The sequence below is a fragment of the Alkalihalobacillus alcalophilus ATCC 27647 = CGMCC 1.3604 genome (genome assembly GCF_000292245.2).
Classification (GTDB): Bacteria; Bacillota; Bacilli; order Bacillales; family Bacillaceae_D; genus Alkalihalobacillus; species Alkalihalobacillus alcalophilus.
In genome coordinates this window covers 21,738-43,333 of sequence record NZ_ALPT02000038.1, presented here as the reverse complement: position 1 = coordinate 43,333, position 21,596 = coordinate 21,738, and the positions used below count along the sequence as shown (strand labels likewise).

20 protein-coding genes are annotated in these 21,596 nt (G+C 40.0%); 4 read left to right on the top strand and 16 right to left on the bottom strand.

Annotated elements, in window-relative coordinates:
• Nucleotides 1-686, bottom strand: a 686-nt coding sequence (locus BALCAV_RS11770) for an RNA-guided endonuclease TnpB family protein (RefSeq protein WP_040323935.1), incomplete at its 3' end; no start/stop codon positions are given.
• A gap of 505 nt (nucleotides 687-1,191) precedes the next feature.
• On the opposite strand from BALCAV_RS11770, the gene BALCAV_RS11765 reads away from it, so the two are divergent.
• The gene (locus BALCAV_RS11765; protein ID WP_052044374.1) at nucleotides 1,192-2,076 is read left to right on the top strand and encodes a metallophosphoesterase; all 885 of its coding nucleotides are present in this window, start codon (nucleotides 1,192-1,194) and stop codon (nucleotides 2,074-2,076) included.
• A 271-nt stretch (nucleotides 2,077-2,347) separates the two neighbouring features.
• Entirely contained in the window at nucleotides 2,348-2,848 is a 501-nt protein-coding gene (locus BALCAV_RS11760) for a sigma-70 family RNA polymerase sigma factor (RefSeq protein WP_052044373.1), read from the top strand.
• A 584-nt stretch (nucleotides 2,849-3,432) separates the two neighbouring features.
• On the opposite strand, the gene BALCAV_RS11755 is transcribed toward BALCAV_RS11760, so the two are convergent.
• From BALCAV_RS11755 to spoIIID, 7 genes are all read right to left on the bottom strand, one after another.
• A complete protein-coding gene (locus BALCAV_RS11755; protein ID WP_003324095.1) occupies nucleotides 3,433-3,729 on the bottom strand; it encodes a hypothetical protein in 297 nt (98 codons plus the stop codon).
• A 437-nt stretch (nucleotides 3,730-4,166) separates the two neighbouring features.
• On the bottom strand, nucleotides 4,167-4,589 hold the full coding sequence (fabZ, locus tag BALCAV_RS11750) for a 3-hydroxyacyl-ACP dehydratase FabZ (RefSeq protein ID WP_003324094.1): 423 nt from the start codon (nucleotides 4,587-4,589) through the stop codon (nucleotides 4,167-4,169).
• Between the two features lie 662 nt (nucleotides 4,590-5,251).
• A complete protein-coding gene (locus BALCAV_RS11745; protein WP_003320620.1) occupies nucleotides 5,252-5,611 on the bottom strand; it encodes a DNA-directed RNA polymerase subunit beta in 360 nt (119 codons plus the stop codon).
• Between the two features lie 37 nt (nucleotides 5,612-5,648).
• Nucleotides 5,649-6,485, bottom strand: coding sequence for a flagellar hook-basal body protein (locus BALCAV_RS11740; RefSeq protein ID WP_003320619.1), 837 nt, complete (start codon nucleotides 6,483-6,485; stop codon nucleotides 5,649-5,651).
• A gap of 53 nt (nucleotides 6,486-6,538) precedes the next feature.
• Nucleotides 6,539-7,366, bottom strand: a complete 828-nt coding sequence (locus tag BALCAV_RS11735; protein ID WP_003320617.1) for a flagellar hook-basal body protein — start codon at nucleotides 7,364-7,366, stop codon at nucleotides 6,539-6,541.
• Nucleotides 7,367-7,429: 63 nt separating this feature from the next.
• On the bottom strand, nucleotides 7,430-8,434 hold the full coding sequence (gene mreB, locus BALCAV_RS11730) for a rod shape-determining protein (protein WP_003320616.1): 1,005 nt from the start codon (nucleotides 8,432-8,434) through the stop codon (nucleotides 7,430-7,432).
• A 109-nt stretch (nucleotides 8,435-8,543) separates the two neighbouring features.
• Nucleotides 8,544-8,831 (bottom strand): sporulation transcriptional regulator SpoIIID, encoded by a 288-nt coding sequence (gene spoIIID, locus BALCAV_RS11725; RefSeq protein WP_003320615.1) that lies wholly within the window; start codon nucleotides 8,829-8,831, stop codon nucleotides 8,544-8,546.
• 960 nt (nucleotides 8,832-9,791) lie between these two features.
• Here spoIIID and BALCAV_RS23420 point away from each other — a divergent pair.
• A complete protein-coding gene (locus BALCAV_RS23420; protein WP_081939269.1) occupies nucleotides 9,792-10,070 on the top strand; it encodes a nuclease-related domain-containing protein in 279 nt (92 codons plus the stop codon).
• 719 nt (nucleotides 10,071-10,789) lie between these two features.
• Here BALCAV_RS23420 and BALCAV_RS11720 read toward each other — a convergent pair.
• Complete coding sequence (locus tag BALCAV_RS11720; protein WP_003322708.1) at nucleotides 10,790-11,719, bottom strand: M23 family metallopeptidase; 930 nt, start codon at nucleotides 11,717-11,719, stop codon at nucleotides 10,790-10,792.
• A gap of 205 nt (nucleotides 11,720-11,924) precedes the next feature.
• Between BALCAV_RS11720 and BALCAV_RS11715 the strand changes: the two genes are divergently transcribed.
• Nucleotides 11,925-12,482, top strand: coding sequence for a dihydrofolate reductase family protein (locus tag BALCAV_RS11715; RefSeq protein WP_003322709.1), 558 nt, complete (start codon nucleotides 11,925-11,927; stop codon nucleotides 12,480-12,482).
• A gap of 212 nt (nucleotides 12,483-12,694) precedes the next feature.
• Here BALCAV_RS11715 and spoIID read toward each other — a convergent pair whose 3' ends face one another.
• From spoIID to atpG, 7 genes are all read right to left on the bottom strand, one after another.
• Nucleotides 12,695-13,726 carry a stage II sporulation protein D gene (gene spoIID, locus BALCAV_RS11710; RefSeq protein ID WP_003322710.1) on the bottom strand — a complete coding sequence of 344 codons (1,032 nt, stop codon included), beginning with the start codon at nucleotides 13,724-13,726 and terminating at the stop codon, nucleotides 12,695-12,697.
• Nucleotides 13,727-15,254: 1,528 nt separating this feature from the next.
• The gene (gene murA, locus BALCAV_RS11705) at nucleotides 15,255-16,574 is read right to left on the bottom strand and encodes a UDP-N-acetylglucosamine 1-carboxyvinyltransferase (protein ID WP_003324508.1); all 1,320 of its coding nucleotides are present in this window, start codon (nucleotides 16,572-16,574) and stop codon (nucleotides 15,255-15,257) included.
• A 44-nt stretch (nucleotides 16,575-16,618) separates the two neighbouring features.
• Complete coding sequence (locus BALCAV_RS21205; RefSeq protein ID WP_003324509.1) at nucleotides 16,619-17,386, bottom strand: YwmB family TATA-box binding protein; 768 nt, start codon at nucleotides 17,384-17,386, stop codon at nucleotides 16,619-16,621.
• Nucleotides 17,387-17,495: 109 nt separating this feature from the next.
• Entirely contained in the window at nucleotides 17,496-17,729 is a 234-nt protein-coding gene (locus BALCAV_RS11695) for a DUF1146 family protein (RefSeq protein ID WP_003324510.1), read from the bottom strand.
• Nucleotides 17,730-18,671: 942 nt separating this feature from the next.
• Entirely contained in the window at nucleotides 18,672-19,073 is a 402-nt protein-coding gene (locus BALCAV_RS11690; RefSeq protein WP_003320636.1) for a F0F1 ATP synthase subunit epsilon, read from the bottom strand.
• A gap of 107 nt (nucleotides 19,074-19,180) precedes the next feature.
• A complete protein-coding gene (gene atpD, locus BALCAV_RS11685; protein WP_003320635.1) occupies nucleotides 19,181-20,593 on the bottom strand; it encodes a F0F1 ATP synthase subunit beta in 1,413 nt (470 codons plus the stop codon).
• A gap of 90 nt (nucleotides 20,594-20,683) precedes the next feature.
• Nucleotides 20,684-21,550, bottom strand: a complete 867-nt coding sequence (gene atpG / locus BALCAV_RS11680; protein ID WP_003320634.1) for an ATP synthase F1 subunit gamma — start codon at nucleotides 21,548-21,550, stop codon at nucleotides 20,684-20,686.
• Between the last annotated feature and the right edge of the window lie 46 nt (nucleotides 21,551-21,596).

Genomic DNA, 21,596 nt, shown 5'->3' with positions numbered 1-21,596 from the left:
CCCTTGTTTTTAGCATTTAACGCACGTCTTGAAAGTTTTCGTTGCTCACGTCTTAATTTCTTTTCCATTTTGGCTGTGAACGTATGATTGTCCATCTTGTGACCATCCGAAAAAACCGCAAAATCCTTGATGCCTAAATCTATACCGATAGATGATTCCGTTTTCTTCAAGGGCTGTACGTCTGTTTTGACTACAATGGATACAAAGAACTTTCCGCTTGGATTTCGTCTGACTGTAGCGCTCAGAATACGTCCTTCAACCTCACGACTTTTGGCCAAGCGAACATACCCTAGTTTCGGCAATTTAATTTTGTTGTCTACTATGGCCATGTTGCTATTTGTTACTTTCGTGGTGTAGGATTGTACCGGATTCTTTTTAGACTTGAAGCGCGGAGCTTTATTTTGTTTCTTGAAGAATCGAGTAAAGGAATCGGCAAGATTTTTCAGGGAGGATTGAAGGGCAATGCTGTCCACTTCTTTTAGCCATACGAATTCCTTTTTTAGTTGCGTTAATTCAGCCGAACAAGCATTGTAAGTTAATCCTTTGCCTGTTTCTTGGTAGGTATCGTTCCATTGCCCTAAAAAGCGATTAAAGACAAAACGAGAACAGCCGATGGTTTTAGCAATGAAGATTTCCTGTTCTTTGGTTGGATAGAGACGAAATTTGTACGCTTTGTTGATGAGCATTGTTTTCACCTCCGATAGGAATGTATGTTCTTATTATACCCTAACAAGAATCTCTTTGGCTACCGCCAACCGCCATTCATCTCCCCCTTATCGTTGGGCTTCTCCCTTCACACGATTGAAGAGGGAGTCTTCTGTCGGGAAATGATAAATCTAACCCCTTTCAAAAAAACTTGTTCTGTTTCTAGAGCCTTCTCATAATTTTGTCCTCTCTTATCGCTTTTCAACCAGTCATATTCATGGACATAGCCGACTATCTATGCTATTTTTTGTACATCGACTTTTTGGAAAGGACTATGGAAATGCCAACTTATCTTATCTTGATTTTGTCTTTAACCTTTTATTTGACGACCTGTTGTTACATCGCCTATAACGGCTGGCGCTGGTTACAAGCTGCTTTTTCCTTCAAGTATAAAAAAAGCTATATTGCCGTTATCTCGTTCTTATCCTTCGCCTTTTTTCTCTCGTACTTTATCCCTTCTGTCGTTCTGGAACTTGCCGGTGGGTATTGGTTTATTATCGTCGGTTATGGACTCATTTTGTTACCGCTTGCGAACATCATTTATTTTGTCAGCAAAAGAAGATGGAAAGTACAAATCGGCTACATCATCAGCGCTTTTTTCCTTTTATTTTCATCTACGGTTCGTATAATGCATGGTCCCCGATTGTACGAGAATACGACATTTCAATCAATAAACCGCTCATGACAGAAGAGAATGAATTAAAAGTTTTGATTGCTTCTGACTTACATATGAACGACATTATTGGGGCCAATCACATTCAGCGTCTCGTCTCCATTTCAAAAGAAGAAGAGCCCGATATGATTTTGCTACCTGGTGATATCATTGATGATAATATTACCCCATATATCGAGCAAGGCCTGTCTGATGTGATGCTCCAACTCCGAGCTCCATACGGGGTCTATGCCGTTCCAGGAAATCATGATTATTATGGGGGTCATTTGCTTCAATTACGTGCTGAACTAGAAGAAATCAATATTCCGCTTTTAATGGATGAAACGATTATGACTAAAAATGGGATCATGATTGTCGGACGTGAGGATTTTACAAATACCGAGCGACTTACGATTGAGGAATTAATGGCAGATGTGCCTCCAGAATACCCAGTCATCATGCTTGATCATCAACCACGTGAAATTAGCGAAGCAGCCGAACACGGTGTCGATCTGATCGTTTCCGGTCACACCCACCGCGGACAAGTTTTCCCAGCAAACATTATTACCGGACTTTTATTTGAAAATGATTGGGGCCACCTGCAAATTGGCGAATTCCATTCCTTTACCACATCTGGTTTTGGCTTTTGGGGTCCAGCCGTCCGCTTTGGCACACGAGCCGAAGTAATGATTGTCAATATCACCTTTTCAGAAGAATAGAAGAACGTTTTGCTCATCCGCCCTCATGTTAAGGGTGGATTTTTTCTTTAGATGTCGATTTGAGCTCCATCCTCAAAAAATGACCATTTTCTCCATATCGACTTTTCCCAACCGTTAAAACAGCCATTTTCTCATACTCATTTTTTTAAAACTATCGCTAGCGAAGGAGTAAATTTGTCGACATCGTCATATGACTGTGACATGAAATTGATTTACATTATACCTACCGCGGAATACACAGAAAGCTGGCTTTCTAAATCGAGGGAAATCAATGTTGAATCAAGACCCCTTCCAATCTGTTTTGGAAGATTTTCAACCGTTAATTAAAGGTCAAATGAAAAAGTTACTTATTTACAAAAACTTTGATGAGTATTACCAAATCGCCCAAATATCGTTATGGAAAGCCTATCACCATTATGATCCAGCAAAAGGTCACTTTGCGGCTTATGCCCTACAAAGAGTACGTGGCGACTTAATCGATCAATTAAGAAAAGAACACAAATACGAAGAACGTTACGAATTAGTCGACCATCAAACCGAAGAATCGATTTGTTCAAATCCAACAAATATAGAAGCAGCTGAAGATTTTCTCACACCCTACTACCACCTCCTTTCAAACCGAGAACAAACCTGGCTCACGGAAACCTTTTATCAAGACATGAAACTCTCAGAAATCGCAACCAAATACGACGTCTCCAAAAACACCGTATCCTCCTGGAGAAAATCAACCTTAAAAAAACTACGCATGATTATCGTTAATGAGGTGAGGTGAAAGAGAGGACTTGGAATAGGAAAAGGGTAAAAATGAATTGAAAAAGGGTGATTAATTAAACGTTTATTTAATGAACATATCGTGGAGAGTCTCCTCTTTAAAATATAGTTATGTTAGTTAGCGTCCCTTAAGCGTTCCACGGGTGATTCGCTAACCTTCTCACAAAAACTATGGTATCTCTCGGTATTACACTTGCTCTAATTTAAATGCTTTGTTATTTTATTTTGACAGTGAAACATCATATCGCTTCAAACATTATCACCATAGACTAGAAAAAACTTGTATAATATAACATTCTTCGACTAAAGGCTGCGATGTTTTGTCTTTTATAAGCTGATTTTTTTCAGAGCTAAAATGAAACTTAGTCATATTCCCTTGTCATTTGAGCAAATAAATGATTCCATTCTGTCATAAATCAAAATTATTTCCCGAAAAATAGTGTTATTTCACCGATCATATCGCCGAACGATTCGACATTTTATGGTTTTTATTGAGGGCCCTGTTGAAGTAAAGCTCAACACAATAGCTCTGTGCATTTTCACAGAAAAAGACCCTACATTTGCAGGGTCTTTTTAATCAATCTATTATTCTACATCTTCAGTTTCGTCTTCAAGATCTTCGCCAAATCCGTCTTCTTCACCTAGGTCATCATCACCTAAGCCACCTTCTTCAAAATCGTCATCTCCAAAACTATCTTCTTCAATACCGTCTTCACCTAGACCGTCATCTTCTAAGCCGCCTTCATCTTCTAATACTGGATCTTCAACTGAAGGATCGTCCATACCCGGATCATTTATTGGATCATCTGTTCCATCTCCACAAGCTGCTAAAAGACCTAAAGATACTACCGCTGCTGCTGATGTTAATAAATATTTTTTCATTTTATTTACCTCCAATAGTAAGTGAAAACTAATTTTTAAGATTGACTAACCTAATCATTATTGCCTCTCTGTTAGCCTGACTGTATCTTAACAAGGATAAATCTTAACGTCTATGGGTTGCGTATTTTTTTGGCAATGTAATACCAACTCCACATCTTGTCACAAACTCTCACATAAAAACTTGGAAGAAGTTATAGAATTGAGAGGTTTAAACTATGGCATTATTGGGTTCAAAGCAACTATTGTCGTTTCTTGAAAAAGACATTCTTTCAGTGCTTAAATCAAAAAAACGAGAAGCCCAAGGTCAATACCAAGGATTTCTCGTTTTTGTATCATTTCTTTCTTGATAAAATAATGCAATACTTACATACGTTCAACTAGATGAAAAAAACAACTTGAATTAAAACAATTTGCTTATGTATGAGCGAAAAATGAGTTTATTTTAATGCAAACGTCATTTCTGCCTCTGCAGCTACTTCCCCATCTACAGTAGCAACGCCTTTAGCTTTTGCAACTGGCCCCTTCATTCTCGTGATTTCTACTTCCAAACGAAGTTGATCACCAGGTCGCACCGGGTTTTTAAAGCGGCAATTTTCAATTTTGGCAAATAACCCAAGCTTTCCTTGATTCTCTTCTTTTTGAAGCATTGCAACCGCACATGTTTGAGCTAGTGCTTCCACAATCAAAACACCAGGCATCACAGGATATTCAGGAAAATGCCCATTAAAGAATTCCTCATTTGCTGTTACATTTTTAATTCCAACCGCACTTTTCCCTACCTCACACTCAATCACTTTATCAATAAGTAAAAATGGATAGCGGTGCGGGATAATTGATTTAATTTCATCAATTCCAATCATGTTCTACATCCTTCCCTTTTTCTTTTTTAATATTATATCATATATTTGGAATGCAGGAATTTTGGGTAAGTTTGGAGGGTTTAGGGCTGATTGGTGGATTTTGATTCCCTTTTACGCTTTTATTTGATGGCTTTCGGATTCATTGCTGGCCTTTGATTCCCTTTGCGGCTTTTATTTGGTGGCTTTCGGATTCATTGCTGGCCTTTGATTCCCTTTGCGGCTTTGATTCGATGGCTTTGGGCTTCATTGCTGGCCTTTGATTCCCTTTGCGGCTTTTATTTGGTGGCTTTCGGCTTCATTGCCGGCCTTTGATTCCCTTTCTGGCTTTGGTTTGATGGCTTTCGGCTTCATTGCTGGCCTTTGATTCCCTTTCACGCCTTTATTTGATGGCTTTCGGCTTCATTAGCGGCCTTTGATTCCCTTTGCGGCTTTGGTTTGATGGCTTTCGGCTTCATTGCTGGCCTTTGATTCCCTTTCACGCCTTTATTTGATGGCTTTCGGCTTCATTGCTGGCCTTTGATTCACTTGCTTTGGGATTCATTGACATCCTCTCTCCATAGCAAAAAACCATGTGGCTTCTGCTTCGCTACATGGTTTTCGTTTATGCTGATATTTCTTTTAATTGCAACTTTTAACTTCCATCACAACACGGTATTGAGCTTTTATTCGTTGCCTCTGATTAGATCTAGGATATGGTACCATGTTTCGGGTTTGAGGGCGTCAGTTGGTTCTTGACCACCGATTGTGCCATAGCCGAACATTAAGCCGAGTATTAAGCAACCTCCGATAAGAGCAAGCACGATTGGGATCCTGAGCCAGATTGGGATTAGACGTATTCTTCCCTTGTTGACTTTCGGGCGGCCAAAACGTTTCTCTTTCGCTTGTTTCTCATCATTTTTTGATGCTGTATTTGCCGCTGGAGCCCCTTCTGTTAACTCTTCTTGTTTGGAATCAACTTTTTTGATTGATTCTTCCTTTGAAGTTGTGTCGGTTTCCATCGGTTTATGGTCTTTTTCACTCATTGGCTTCTCCTCAATAACTAATCAGATTCTAAATCGACTATCCGCGAATGCCGTTCACTAGACCAGACATTTGGTCTGCCATTGAAATGGCTGTGGAATTAAATTGATAATGTCGTTGAGCAATCATAAGGTCACTCATTTCTTTTGCCATATCGACATTAGAGCCTTCTAGTGTCTTTTGCATAAGGGCGATTTCATTTGCATTTACATCTTCAATTACATCTGCTTCAGCATAACCTAATGTTGCCAAATCGGCAAGTTCAAATTGATTCTCACCAACCGGTACGAGCAATTGTGCATTATGAACTTGACGAATTCCAAGGTTCGCTACTTCTTCAACACTACCGTCTGCTAATGTAACAAGTAACTGGCCATTATTATGCAATTGAAAGGAAGAAAAATCTTCAGGAATGATGATTCGCTCTCCTTGATTATCAAGTAAAAAATCACCACTCGCCGTCACTAAAGTTAACTGCTCCGGATTCGCGGCATTTGCCGTTAAATAGAAATTCCCAGCTCGTGTCATACGTTCTGCTGTTCCATCAGCCGCTTCCACTCGGAAAAAGTGATTCGGTTTAGTCAAAGCAAAATCGAGCTCACGATCTGTTGTTTGCAGCGCGCCTTGCTCTAGTCGTAATGCCGTTTGTCCAATTTTTGCTCCTGCACCAATCGTTAGGCCCATTGGTGTCAATCGGCCTACTTCAAGATTTTCTTGAGATTGGTTTGTAAGCTGTTGCGATAATAAATCATGAAAGCTTGCTTCACGACGTTTAAAGCCAACTGTTTGGCTATTTGTTAGATTATGAGAAATCGTATCGAGCTGACTTTGAATTTGGCCCATCGTCACACTAGCAGTTATCATTGAACGATTCATGTTCCACCCCACCTTTTTTAGAAAAGAGATATGCTTTTAATTTGCTTAAGAAATTATCCGAGCCTTCCAATTTCGTTAACAGCTTTTTGCAAACTTTGATCGTACGCTTGTAACACACGCTGATTCGCTTCAAAAGCTCGGTAAGCACTCATCATTTCTGCCATTGTTTGAGTTGGATCGACATTTGATTTTTCCACAAAACCTTGTTGAATTTGATATGTGATATCATCCATCCCAATAGCTTGCGGAAAGTCCTCTGCCTCTTCACCTGAATACGTCAATAAACCATTTCCTTCGCGAGTCAGGTCAAGTGGATTTTCAACATAGACGATACCAAGTTGTCCGATAATATCTCCCTCATTTGAAAGAATGACTCCGTTCTCGTTTACCGAAAAAGAAGTGTTGCCAACCTCAAGGGCTTGTCCATCTGTACCGAGAACACGATGTCCACTAGAGGTCGTCAACACCCCTTCTCCATCAACCGTAAATTGCCCGTTTCTTGTATAACGAAGTGCACCATCATCACCTGTAACCGTGAAAAATAAGCCACCTTGTACGCCATTTTCTCCTTCAGGTAGCACTCCTTGTAACAGAGCAAGGTCTGTTGTGTTTCCGGTTTGATTTAAGTCACCTTGCTTAAAATTAGGAACATGCTCTTGTACATAAACACCAGTGGCCAATTCACCGATCACTTTATTTTGATTCATCGGACCCGAACTTGTATTCATCGCGGCTAGCATCATAGATGGAAACGCTCGAATCGTCGCTTGGTCAGCCTTATATCCTGGAGTTTGTACATTGGCAAGATTATTCGTTAACATTTCTTGGCGTTGTTGTTGGGCAAGCATTCCAGCTGCTGCCCCGTACATTCCTCTTAGCATCGTCTACCTCCGTTTATCCTACTATTTAAAAGTCATTGTTAATTATATCGGTAGAAATGCGGATTATATTTGCACTTTTTTACTGGACATTTTATCTAGGTTTTCTAAAATTAACCCCGTTCCTTTTGCTACACAATGCATTGGCTCTTCTGCTACAAGCACAGGTACTTTTAACTGATCGGCAAGAAGCAAGTCAATTCCGTGCAACAACGCTCCACCACCAGTTAAAATAACGCCACGATCGATAATGTCAGCTGATAGCTCTGGAGGAGTTTGCTCAAGAACTTGTTTGGAAGCTTGTACAATATAGGAAACAGACTCTTGTAAGGCCTCTTGAATTTCCTCTGAATTCACCGTAATCGTTCTCGGCAATCCACTAACCATGTCACGGCCGCGAATATCGATTTCTTCATTACGTGCACCAGGAAATACTGTTGCTACTTCTTTTTTAATATTTTCAGCTGTTCTTTCACCAATTAATAACTTATATGTTTTCTTCACATAGTTCAGAATGTCTAAGTCAAAGCGATCACCAGCTACTTTAATAGAAGAGGCGGTGACGATATCACCCATGGAAAGAACAGCAACATCCGTTGTTCCACCGCCTATATCTACAACCATATTACCGCTTGGTTGGAAAATATCCATGCCTGCACCGATTGCGGCTACCTTTGGTTCCTCTTCTAGGTAAACATTTTTTCCACCGCTTTTTTCTGCTGCTTCACGAATGGCCTTTTGCTCAACGGATGTAATGTTCGTTGGGCAACAAATCAGAATTCTCGGTTTAGAGAAAATACTTTTCATATTAATTTTGCTTAAAAAGTGCTTTAGCATTGATTCTGTTAATTCAAAGTTGGCAATCACTCCGTCTTTCATTGGACGAACGGCAACAATATTTCCTGGTGTACGGCCGACCATACGGAAAGCTTCTTCCCCTACAGCAAGTACGCGCTTGGTGTTTGTTTCGACTGCTACAACTGATGGTTCATTTAATACAATTCCATTTCCTTTTACATAAATAAGTACATTAGCTGTTCCTAAATCAATCCCAATATCTCGACCAAACATGATTCTTTTTCCTCCCTGTTTTTCCGAACATCGTATTAGTAATAAATACGAATTACCTAGTAATAAATTTTATCACAAAAGGCTTGGGCAGGGATAGCTTTTTCAAGAATTATTGTCTAGTTTTGACTACTTTTTCCTGTGAATCGTTCTGTGTTTTCTTATATTTCACTTTTGTCGCCTCACCACCTCTTAAATGGCGAATAGACTTGTGGTACTCAAGGATTTCCTTAACTTCGTTTGCTAAGTCAGGATTGATCTCTGGCAAACGCTCCGTCAAATCCTTGTGTACGGTACTTTTCGAGACCCCGAATTCTTTGGCTATCGTTCGAACCGTTTTTCGTGACTCGACTATATACCTGCCAATCTTGATAGTACGCTCTTTGATGTAATCGTGCACACGACTCGCCTCCCTAAATCTGTGTTAGTGATTGGTACAGTTTATTAAGCAGGCTTAGGAGATATACCACATTCTTCACAGGACAAGGTTTGTTTTTCATAATTTGCGTGAATTTTTTGATTTAGAGTGGTGCTAATAGTGAAGCCACATAGAAAACGGTTTGTTCTTTAAGATATGGTTACATTAGTTAACTTACTCCGAGGCTGAACCGGAGTCGCCGTCTACGGTTTTTATGTTAGAGGCTTTGGCCTTCATTGCGGGGCTTTGATTCCCTTTGCGGCTTTGATTCGATGGCTTTTGGCTTCATTGCGGGCCTTTGATTCCCTTTGTGGCTTTTATTTACTGGCTTTTGGCTTCATTGCGGGCCTTTGATTCCCTTTGCGGCTTTTATTCGATGGCTTTCGGCTTCATTGCGGGGCTTTGATTCCCTTTGCGGCTTTTATTTGCTGGCTTTTGGCTTCATTGCGGGCCTTTGATTCCCTTTGCGGCTTTTATTTACTGGCTTCGGGATTCATTGCAGGCCTTTTGATCCCCTTGGCAGTTTTTTTAATTCCGTGTATTTCGCTCTTGCCGTTTTGGATTATGAAAATAATAATGGTCTTTGTAAAAGAAAGATGATGTTGATATTTTTTTCAGTAGCCTCTCAACCACTACAAAACCCATTAAGAATCACGATTTCCACTCTTTTTTTAAATAAAAATTAATTTCTTTGTCAGATAATCGATCAAACCACTAAACACACTAAATTTTTCGCGGTAAAATAGTCTTACTTTTCAGAATTATAAATTGGTAATTCCATACTAAAGGAGGTGTAAATTTGATATTAAAGGAAAGATAGGAATCAAAATCCTTGATTACTATGAGAAGTTGAAAAAGTCGATTACCCAATTTATCTGAAAAGCATCGTCATCATTATCTTAATATAAAAAAGAAATATGAAGACGAGTAATAATTATACAAATGGACGCAGCATGCTCTCTAGCAAATGATTGGCTTTATGTACATGATATTTCTTTAAAAGTAGGTCAGAGGTATTTTCATAATGATTCTATTATGATCACTCCATACTGTATTTACCTTTTTAAAACGAAAAGCTACAAAGGTAAATTCACGATCAATAATAATCGTTGGTACTCATCGTCTAATGAAGAAATTGAAAGCCCAATTGCCCAACTTCTACGAAACGAAAGCCTCATTCGTCCATTTCTACAAAAACATCGATTAACTCCTCAGATATAATCATTTGTTGTTTTTATCCACCCAGAAACCTATTTATTTCAAGTCCCCCCAGATACGTCAATAAAGATTCATCTGCAATTAAATTGATTGAAAGACATGCTGATGAATGAAGAAAGACAAAATTTAAGTATTACTCCTCAGAAATTCGTCAAAAACTACTTAACGAATCATTTCAGTCAAAACCCTTATTGCTCACACTTCTTGTTCAACTTCCTTCCTAATCTATGACCTCCCTCACAATATTTTAGGAGTATAACACCTCCTCTTAACTTATTGCCTCATAATCTCAATTAGATGAGAGCCTTCCTCCTTTTGATTGAGCCTTTCTTTACTACACTTAACCAAAGAGAGGCATACTCTTTGGTTAAGTCCCTCTAACAGACATGCTATCGCCCCTCTATTAAATGGACAAAAGTAACATTCTAGAAGATTAGCTATTACCTATTTTCAATGGCTTGCGTCTGCCATTTAGCCTCATTTTGTGTATAAAAAAAACCGCCCCGAGTGTATAATCGGAACGGTTTCGGTTAATATTTTTAACTTTTTTCATAGGTTAACTTGGTTTTAGCCATTTGCTAGTCTCTCTTAGCCACTTGAACTTGGCTATTCTAAATGATTGGTCCTTTATTTAAAATAAGGTGACCTTCCATCTTTGACTTCAAACCAGTGGCATCAAAACCACATCTTGCTGTGAACTTGCTTTGGACTCTTTGTCCCCATTACATGAGTAAAGTTACGTTTCCAATGGACTCAACGGCTTCTTCGTCATCAGCGTCGTTAGCGTCTTCTGCACCGTCTTCTTCTTGATCACTGTCTTCGTCTTCTTTATCAGCGGGATCTTCTGTGTCAGTTGGTGTATTTTCTGTTGGTTGTTCTGAACCTTCTGCAGGCTCTTCTTCTTTTCCATCCTTATCTTCTGCTTCTTTACCGTCCTCATCTGATTGGACTACTTCAAAGATTGCATCAATTGGTTGTTGGAAAAGGTCTGTTGGATTCACTTGAACACCATCATATCTAAGCTCAAAATGAACGTGAACTCCTGCATCCTTGTTGTATTCATTTCTTCCAGCTTGTCCTAAGATTTCACCTTGATTAACCGTATCACCGACAGTGACGTCTAGGTTTGCTAAACTGTGGTAGTATGTCACAAGGCCATCTTTATGATTTAATTCAACAACATAACCAAAAATAGGTTGTTTTTCAGCTTTAACAACTGTACCTGTTAAGGCTGCTGTTACATCAAATGAATCTTCTGCACCTGGCATTGCATAATCCAATCCGAAGTTTTGGTGGAATGAACTATTATAACTTACAAGTGCTGCTTGCTTTTCTTCTGATGTTCCATTGTGGTCATAAAAGAACCCGACTAACTCAACTTCTGACTCGTCTGCTGGCATCTTTAACACTTCGTTTGATACAGCGGCCTCAACAGCTTCTTCATCATAGACAAAACTAGGGTCGTTAATTTCTACTTCTCCATCTGGATTAGTAGATTCCTCTTGACCATTTAGAATAAAGACTGCACTTAGAATACCGGCTGCTACAACTAGATAAAGAGCAGGAGCGACCCAACGTTTACGCATTAGACGCTTTACTTGTACACTTAATGTTTTTTCTTCTGAAGAACGTTTATTTTCGTCTTCTCTCATTGTTTCATCACCTCAGCAATCAGTCTGATCAGATTAAGAGGTTTGTATACATCTTTCAAAAAATTTTTTCGATTATTTTTCGACAAAAGCAAGATTTTTATGCATGATTTATAAAAAAAGCACTTCAAGCCCGCTATAAAAAGGATTCACACGGGCCCATCTAGAAGAATATAATAGCTAACTTTTAGAAAATGGGGGAGAACCTATGAGAAAAATACTTGCTCAAGCAATGGTCAGCCTAGATGGCTATATAGAAGATTCTAAGAATAAGATAGATTGGCATGTCGTTGATTCTGAATATCATACATACAGTCTCGAGCTTTTAAAATCAGCTGATTATCTTGCCTTTGGTCGGAAAACATATGAACATATGGCTGCCTTTTGGCCAACACCACTGGCGGAAAGTCTATTTCCAGAAACGAGAAAGCAAATGAATGAGACAAACAAAATAGTCGTCTCTTCCACATTAAAGGAGGCCAATTGGAAATCTACTGAACTGATTAACGAAGATATTGCTTCTTATTTTCATGATCTAAAAAAAGGGCCGAGTAACCAAAACATCGTCATTTTATCGAGCTCTATTCTGTCTGATTATCTATTAAACGAACAGCTGATTGATGAATATCATATTATCGTCAATCCGATTTTACTCGGTGGTGGCACTCCTTATTTCAAAAAGACTCCTGCTAAATTACGATTAGTCGAATCCTCCCCTTTTTCATCCGGGAATGTGCGGCTTCGTTACACACCTATTTATAACTAAAGGAACATTATTGGAGCTACTAAAAAATCGACGATACTCCGCAAGCAGGCGAGCTGCTCCCTAACATGTGAATGTATATCCTACCATGAGGGGAAGGTTTTTAGGTCTACGCTAGAAGCTCTTTTAGACTACTCGTATAGCCAGGGGTTTTCGAAAAGATAAAAAAACTCCACCGTCGTAGTTAACTAACGGTGAAGCTGTTGCTTTTTGGATTAGGAATTTTTTGCGACGTATTGTTCCACAAAAGGTTTTGTCGATTGAATCGTAATATCCTGGTAATAGTAATGGACGATTTCTTCATACGTTTTTCCTTCTAGGGCCATTCCGTTCGCTCCATATTGACTCATGCCAACTCCATGTCCCCAGCCACGTGTTTGGATAATAATCTCGTCGCCTTGCCTTTGCCATTGGAAATCTGATGAATCAAGTCCTAGTTCATCGCGAACGACCCGACCACTAATTTCTTTTCCATTAATTTGAGCCACAGCGACTCGGCCTCCATCTGTTCTCGAAACAATCGTTCCAACGGTTCCATCATCAGGTAAGTTCACTTTTAATTTGCTTTCAAATTCGGCTACACTCATTCTTTTGATACCACTAAATCTTGGTGACTCTTGGTCCCATGGACTCGTTACACTTTTTAAATACGGTGTTTCATTTCCCCAATAATCCTCTGAGTTCTCAGTGTACCCATTACTTGTGGAAAAGAATTGGGCGTCAATCGGTTGGCCATCATACGTTAAAATCTCTCCCTTTGTTGCTAAGACCGCTTCTCGTACTTTTGCATAATTTTGTTCAAAATCGGCTCCCCATTTTTCTTTTAGCTGTTCGTTATCTTGATATACTTGATGGTTTGTCGTGTCCGTAACCACTGCACCTTCAGGGAAGTCAAAGTGCTCCTCATTCATCATATACTGAAGGACATAGGTTCTCGCTGCTAATGACTGGGCTTTTAAAGCCTCGACTTCAAAGGACGCATGCATCTCTGAGCCAACAACCCCAATGACGTATTCTTCAAGCGGAATTTGTTCAACGGTTGACGACTGATTTCGAAAAACTGCTACGGTGACATCTTCCTCTGGTTGATATTCTTCGGTTGCTTCTGGTGGAGGAGCTGGATTTGCTGCTACTTCTGTTGATTGAACTTGTTCACTGGTTGACGATGACCCTAGTAAAACAAGCATCGTCGGAATAAATAAGACTACAGTACATAGAATAATCCCCGTTATCAATAACCGTCTCATATCTAAACTCCTTCATTAAGTATCTCTCTACATGTACTATATGACGCTCTCCCAAAAGATAGAACACGATTTAATAGAGTTAAAGAAGTGCTTTTTAGAACAAAAAAATTAAGATAAAAAGTGTAAATTTGCAGAAAAAATGCGAATCAATGCGATAGCTTGACTCATACACAGCCTATCCAAGACAAAGCAAATATAAAAGTGAAATTTCGATTGATTTTAGAACTGGAAAGAAAGTCATAGGAGGGCAATGATGTCGAAAGCGAATCAATTAGAGAGGATTTGGGATTCATTGAGGTGCTTTGATGTCAATTACACTTGATTTTGGGGCGTAAAGGCATTCATTGAGCGGCTTTGGTTTCCTTTTCACTTGGTTCTGGGACTCTTTGGGATTCATTTGACGGCTTTGATTCCCTTTTCACTTGGTTCTGAGGAGCTTCGGGAATCATTTGGTCCCTTTGATTCCCTTTTCACTTGATTCTGAGGTGCTTTGGCAATCATTTGACGGCTTTGATTCCCTTTTCACTTGGTTCTGGGGCTCTTTGGCAATCATTGAGTGGCTTTGGTTCCCTTTTCACTTGGTTCTGGGGCTCTTTGGGATTCATTGAGGTGCTTTGATTCCCTTTTCACTTGGTTGTGAGGCGCTTTGGGATTCATTGAGTGGCTTTGATTCCCTTTTCACTTGGTTCTGGGACTCTATAGGAATCATTGAGCCCCTTTGATTCCCTTTTCACTTGGTTCTGGGACTCTATAGGAATCATTGAGTGGCTTTGGTTTCCTTTTCACTTGGTTCTGGAGCACTTTGGCAATCATTGACCTCCTTTGATTCCCTTTGCACTTGATTCTGAGGCGCTTTCGGAATCATTGGACCCCTTTGATTCCCTTTTCACTCGATTCTGAGGCGCTTTCGGAATCATTGGACCCCTTTGATTCCCTTTTCATCTGATTCTGAGGCACTTTGGCAATCATTGAGCACCAATCATGTCGATATAACGAGTGACATCGCGACATTCTCATCCCTGCCGCCGCAGCCGACATTTTTGCTTTTGATACGTATAAACCAACGTATTATGTGGTATCCTTTGTGATAATTAGCTCCGTTCGTAATGTAGCTCTGATTTGGTTTGGCGTTTCTATTAGCTATTCTAACCAAATTAACCTACGCTGTTACGAATAGGGGCTAATTTTCTTCATGATAACTCGCTCGCTGCGTGTCTCCCGTCCTTCACTATTTTCATAGGAGTCCCTGTGTCTTTCACTAGCCCCGTTTTGGTCATCAAAAAACGGCGCTCCCTTCATTTTGGAATGAAGTCGCTTCTTCATTAGTCATAGAACCCTACTTTTTCAGTGGCCACGCCTGAGGATCGGGCTGGGCGTTGCGGATTTGTCTTAGGGACTTTCCTGCTTCATCATTTCTGGCTTCAGTTACTCCTCTTGCTTATAACTTTTACCACCCAATCAAAAAAACACGATAGGAATCTCCTGATCGTGTTTTAAATAAATGTTTATTTAATTTTTTACTTGTAGGTTAAACTAAGTTTGTTTTGGCTTCAACAGCCGTGTTGGTTTCTGGTGTTGCTGTTTCGGCTGTGTCGTTGTAGCGCTCGACTTTGGCTCCTAAGCCTTGGAGTTTGCCTGTTAAGTCGACATATCCACGGTCGATGTGTTTAAGCTCTGTGACGCGTGTAACACCGTCTGCTACGAGTCCTGCGATAACTAAAGCGGCACCAGCACGTAAATCCGTTGAGGCAACTTCGGCTCCTTGTAAAGAGTTTGGTCCGGTGATGATAGCTGAACGTCCTTCGATTTTAATGTTACCGTTCATCCGACGGAATTCTTCTACGTGCATGAAGCGATTTTCAAAAACCGTTTCCGTAATCACACCTGTTCCTTCTGCTCTTAATAGTAAAGCCATCATTTGTGCTTGCATATCTGTTGGGAAACCTGGATGTGGCATCGTTTTAAAGTCGACAGCTTTTAATTTTTCAGGTCCAATAATACGAAGTCCGGTTGGTTCTTCAATGATTTGAACATCCATTTCTTGCATTTTTGCGATAAGAGGACGTAAATGTTCACTTACGGCTCCTTCGACAAGGACATTTCCACCTGTAATGGCAGCTGCCACCATAAATGTTCCAGCTTCAATCCGGTCAGGGATTACTGTGTGCTCGGCGCCCTCTAATGAATCAACACCTTCAATGCGGATAACACCTGTTCCTGCACCACGCACTTTAGCTCCCATTGAATTTAAATAGTTCGCCAAACAAACGATTTCCGGTTCTTCTGCAGCATTTTCTAGAATTGTTGTTCCTTCTGCTAAAGCAGCCGCCATCATAATGTTTTCAGTTGCTCCCACACTTGGGAAGTCTAAATAAATTTTTGTACCTTGAAGACGCCCATCAATACGAGCTTCGATAAAGCCGTTCCCAATCTCAACAACTGCTCCCATTGCTTCGAAGCCTTTTAAATGTTGATCAATTGGTCTTGAGCCAATCGCACAGCCACCTGGTAAAGCGATACGAGCTTTTCCAACGCGAGCCAAAAGTGGACCCATTACTAAGAATGAAGCACGCATTTTTCGAACGTATTCAAAAGGTGCCTCTGTCTTTAATGTTTTTTCGGCATTTACTTTAAAAATGCCATCCGTGTAATCAACGTCAATGTTTAAATTACGTAAAACTTCTTGCATTGTGTATACATCAGCCAATGAAGGCACATCATAAATATGGCTCGTGCCGCGGCCAGCTAAAATCGATGCAGCAATCACAGGTAACACAGCATTTTTGGCACCAGATACTTTTACTGTACCATTAAGCTTGTTGCCACCGTGGACAATAATTTTTTCCAACGTATTCCCCTCCGCGTCTAGAAATTATGGTCTCTTCTATATTATCAATATTCAGTCGTAATAATAGGCGTTCCTATTGTCACAGTCGTCCTAGAGCCCAATCCTTGTTCTTGTCTAATCGCGAGCTGAAGATTCATCTCCTCACCGTTGGTTGAAATGGCTTGTTCCCAGTTCTCTAAATAGGCAGAAAAAGAAACAAATGATTCTTCTTCTAATGCTTCAACCTGTTTAGCATCAAGGGATTCGAGCAATTCCGTAGCAAAGTGAGACAAGCTCTCGTGATGTTCAAGATACGATTGGTCCTCTGAAGTTTTAAGTTGTGTATAAATTGCAGATTGATCAAGTGAGAAAGAATCAATTCGTTTGTTCACTAATGGTTCCAGTTGTTGTGATGCGAGAGTGTGTAGAGAGGATCCCTGAAGTTTATATGTGTGCGCTAGACGGTACTGCCCATTTTCTGGATATGCAAAGATCGTTAAAGATTCTTGAACATCCATTATTGGGTTTTGATTCGTAAGGGTTGCTTTCCATTCTTGTGCAGAATCGTCAACATCCGTTACGTTCCAGTCATCTAAATCAATGCTCATCATATGTACATGTTGTCTGAATGATTCTTGATTTGTAATCAAACCTTGCTCTTCTCTTGCTAAAATTTGCCATTCATGAATGTCCCATTTTTTGTCTTCAGCTAAAGTTACAAGCTCATTAGCTGCTGCTACAAATGAATGACCCCCTAAAGAATTCGCAAAAAAATGTACGATAACGAGCCCGAACACAAGTACAACTAAAAAGAAACTTTTCCCCAATTTCATGTAAGATTCCCCTCTCGTAAAAACTCTTTACTAACATTTTTACCAGAGAAAAGGTGAGCATACATGGAAGTTGTAGTCACTTTTCGACATGTTCAGTTGCTATAGCGAGTTACCATAGGTAGCGTAACATTTGAGATGAGTTTAAGTATGCAAGGAAAAAATCTGTTAATAAATGGGCGATAGCAAACGTTAATAATACTTGTAATACCTTTGCTCTTGTCCCTTTTGGGTCTCGAAGAAAGACATCAAATCTTACTGCCTGCAATGCCCACCATGTTAATGCCAGGAAAAAGACATTCACCATGATATGTATGAGTGCCAGTTGTCCAAAATCATCAAACATGGGTTATAACTCCTTTTCTACTTATTCATCCAAAAATCGACAAAATGCAATCAGTCCATTACTCAATAGATGTTTCCTTAACTAAAACAATCCAATTCTCATCATATCTTATCTTGCAAAAAAAATCTACAGAGTAAATATGGAATTATATAGTTGTACAGACCTATTTTTTCAAGAAGTTGTGACAAAAATGAAAACATTTTACCCTGACAAATTTTTGAGAACGTTTCCCTTCTATTCTCTACCCGCAAATATTCATTTTTAATCATTTAAATAAAAATCCACCTAATTATAAGACGTTCAATATCATAAAAAGTTTCGCTTTTTTATAAAATTTTAATTGTGCTGTTTCAAATCTTTGTATTAGATAAGGAACAAATCAGATGTTGCAAATGTTGTTTTAGTGTTGGGGATTGGGGTAATTATTGATGTCTGTTGTGGTGGGGGCTTTGATTCCCTTTGCGGCTTTTATTTGATGGCTTATGGATTCATTGGGAGCCTTTGTTTCCCTTTGCGGCTTTTATTTGATGGCTTTCGGATTCATTGGGGCTCTTTGATTCCCTTTGAGGCTTTTATTTGGTGGCTTTCGGATTCATTGGGGCTCTTTGATTCCCTTTGAGGCTTTTATTTGGTGGCTTTCGGATTCATTGATGCCCTGTGATTCCCTTTCACGCTTTTATTCAATGGCTTCGGGATTCATTGCACCTCTTTGATTCCCTTTCACGCTTTTATTCAATGGCTTCGGGATTCATTGCACCTCTTTGATTCCCTTTCACGCTTTTATTCAACGGCTTCGGGACTCACTGAACCCCTTTGTTTCCCTTACTCACTTTTGGGCATTGGCTTTTGGCTTCTTTCAAAGCTAAAAAGCCATTCTTTCTCCAATCCACATGAAAAAAAGAGAGTAGGATGTCTTAGCATCCTACTCCCTTTTTGATTTGATTATTTACCTGATACATCCAAGCGGTTCATGGCACGTTTTAAGGCAAGTTGAGCACGTTTTGAATCAGTTTGCTCTTGTTTAATTTCTTCAAGACGCTTTTCTGCACGTTCCTTTGCTTGTTTTGCACGGTCTACATCGATATCTGAAGGCAATTCCGCAGCCTCTGCTAAAATCGTTACTTGATCAGGGCGAACTTCAACGAAGCCACCACTTACTGCAACTTTTTCAACAGTTGAGCCGTTTTTTAAGCGTACTGCTCCGATTGTTAATGGAGCAACTAATGGGATATGTTTAGGTAAAATACCGAGCTCGCCGTCAACCGTACGAACACTGACCATATCGACATCGCCATCATACACTTTGCCATCAGGAGTTACGACATTCACATTAATAGTTGGCATGTAAAAACCCTCCTTAATAGCAATACGGGTTTTGAAATTTGTCTCCTCAAAACTTAAGAGGAGAGCTAGCAGTGATTCACCACCACTAGCTTATTAATCAACGGATATTAAGCCATTTCCTTTGCTTTTTCCACAACTTCTTCGATACGTCCAACTAGACGGAACGCATCTTCTGGAAGGTTATCGTACTTACCTTCAAGAATTTCTTTGAAGCCTTTAACCGTTTCTTTAACCGGTACATAAGATCCTTTTTGGCCAGTAAATTGCTCAGCCACGTGGAAGTTTTGCGATAAGAAGAATTGAATACGACGTGCACGGGCAACGATTTGTTTCTCTTCTTCTGAAAGCTCATCCATACCTAGGATTGCGATAATATCTTGAAGCTCGTTGTACTTTTGTAGCGTTTGCTGTACTTGACGAGCAATTGCATAATGCTCTTCTCCAACAACTTCTGGAGAAAGGGCACGAGATGTAGATGCTAATGGATCCACGGCTGGGTAAATACCCATCTCAGATAACTTACGCTCTAAGTTTGTTGTTGCATCTAAGTGAGCGAAAGTTGTTGCTGGAGCTGGATCCGTATAGTCATCGGCTGGTACATAAATCGCTTGGATAGATGTAACAGAACCGACTTTAGTAGATGTAATACGCTCTTGTAATTGACCCATTTCCGTTGCAAGTGTTGGTTGGTAACCAACGGCAGATGGCATACGACCAAGTAGGGCCGAAACCTCTGAACCAGCTTGTGTAAAGCGGAAAATGTTGTCGATGAATAAAAGAACGTCTTGTCCGTCTTTATCACGGAAATGCTCAGCCATTGTTAAGCCTGAAAGGGCAACACGCATACGCGCACCAGGTGGCTCGTTCATTTGACCGAATACCATTGCCGTTTTCTTAATAACGCCTGAATCTGTCATTTCGTGGAAAAGGTCATTTCCTTCACGAGTACGCTCACCTACACCGGCGAATACAGAGATACCACCGTGCTCTTGAGCGATGTTGTTAATAAGTTCTTGGATAAGAACGGTTTTACCTACACCCGCTCCTCCAAATAGGCCGATTTTACCACCTTTGATATAAGGAGCTAGTAAGTCTACAACTTTAATTCCTGTCTCAAGAATTTCTTTACCTGTAGAAAGCTCATCAAACTTTGGTGCTTCACGGTGAATTGGAGCACGCTTAGCATCAGCTGGAATTGGATCAGCTAAGTCGATTGCTTCACCTAATACGTTAAATACGCGACCTAATGTCACGTCTCCAACTGGTACAGAAATCGCGTCACCTGTGTCAACCACTTCTGTTCCACGAACAAGTCCGTCTGTAGAAGACATTGCAACCGTACGAACAGTGTCGTCACCTAGATGCAAGGCTACTTCTAATGTTACATTAACATCAACTGCATTTATGCTCGCGCCACGTTGTTCAACGCGTAATGCATTATTGAGTTCAGGTAACTGTCCACTGTTAAACTTTACGTCAACAACTGGACCCATTACTTGAGTAATGCGACCTGTATTCATTTTTTTCCCTCCTATTGGCTATCAACTACTTTGATGAACACTTATAAAGTAGTCTATTGACCGTATCATCAATTGATTTGCGTTCCGATATTATTCTAATGCAGCTGCTCCGCCGACGATTTCCGTAATCTCTTGCGTAATCGCTGCTTGTCTTAAACGGTTATATGTTAATGTCAAGTCATCAATAATGCCTGAAGCGTTATCCGTTGCTGCACTCATCGCTGTCATACGAGCACCGAATTCACTAGCTTTAGCATCAAGTAATGCACCGTAAATTAAGCTTTCCGCATATTGTGGAAGAAGCACTTCTAAAATCGCTGCCTCAGATGGCTCATACACGTATTCACTACTTGCACCTTTAGCTCCATCTGTTCCGATATCCGATAATGGTAAAAGCTTTTTCTCCGTTACATCTTGTTTGATTGGATTGACAAAGTGGTTGTACCATACATATAACTCATCAAAAATGCCGTCTGCAAACATTTCAACTGTTGTACGAGCCACATTTTTAATATCATTAAATTCAGGTTGATCTGGTAGACCGATTAACTCCTGAACGATTGGAAGATTACGTTTTTTAAACAAGTCACGACCGATACGACCTAAGACAATGATTGCATACTCATCTGGTGATGAATGACGCGCTTCAATTGTTTTAAGCAAATCACGAACGAGGTTACTATTATAACCACCCGCAAGACCTGTATCAGATGTCATGACGACATAACCAGTCTTCTTAACGGGGCGAGTTTGAAGCATCGGGTGTGATACTTCTGTATTAGAAGAAGCAATCCCAGATACAACCTCATGAATTTTATCCGTATAAGGTTGGAAGGCTTGTGCTTTATTTTGAGCACGGTTTAGCTTTGCAGCTGAAACCATTTGCATCGCCTTCGTAATTTGTTTTGTCTTTTTAGTAGACGTAATGCGTGCTTTTATATCACGTAATGAAGCCACTTGTTTCACCACCTTTTTTGCAAAACTATTCCATCCATTTCACAAT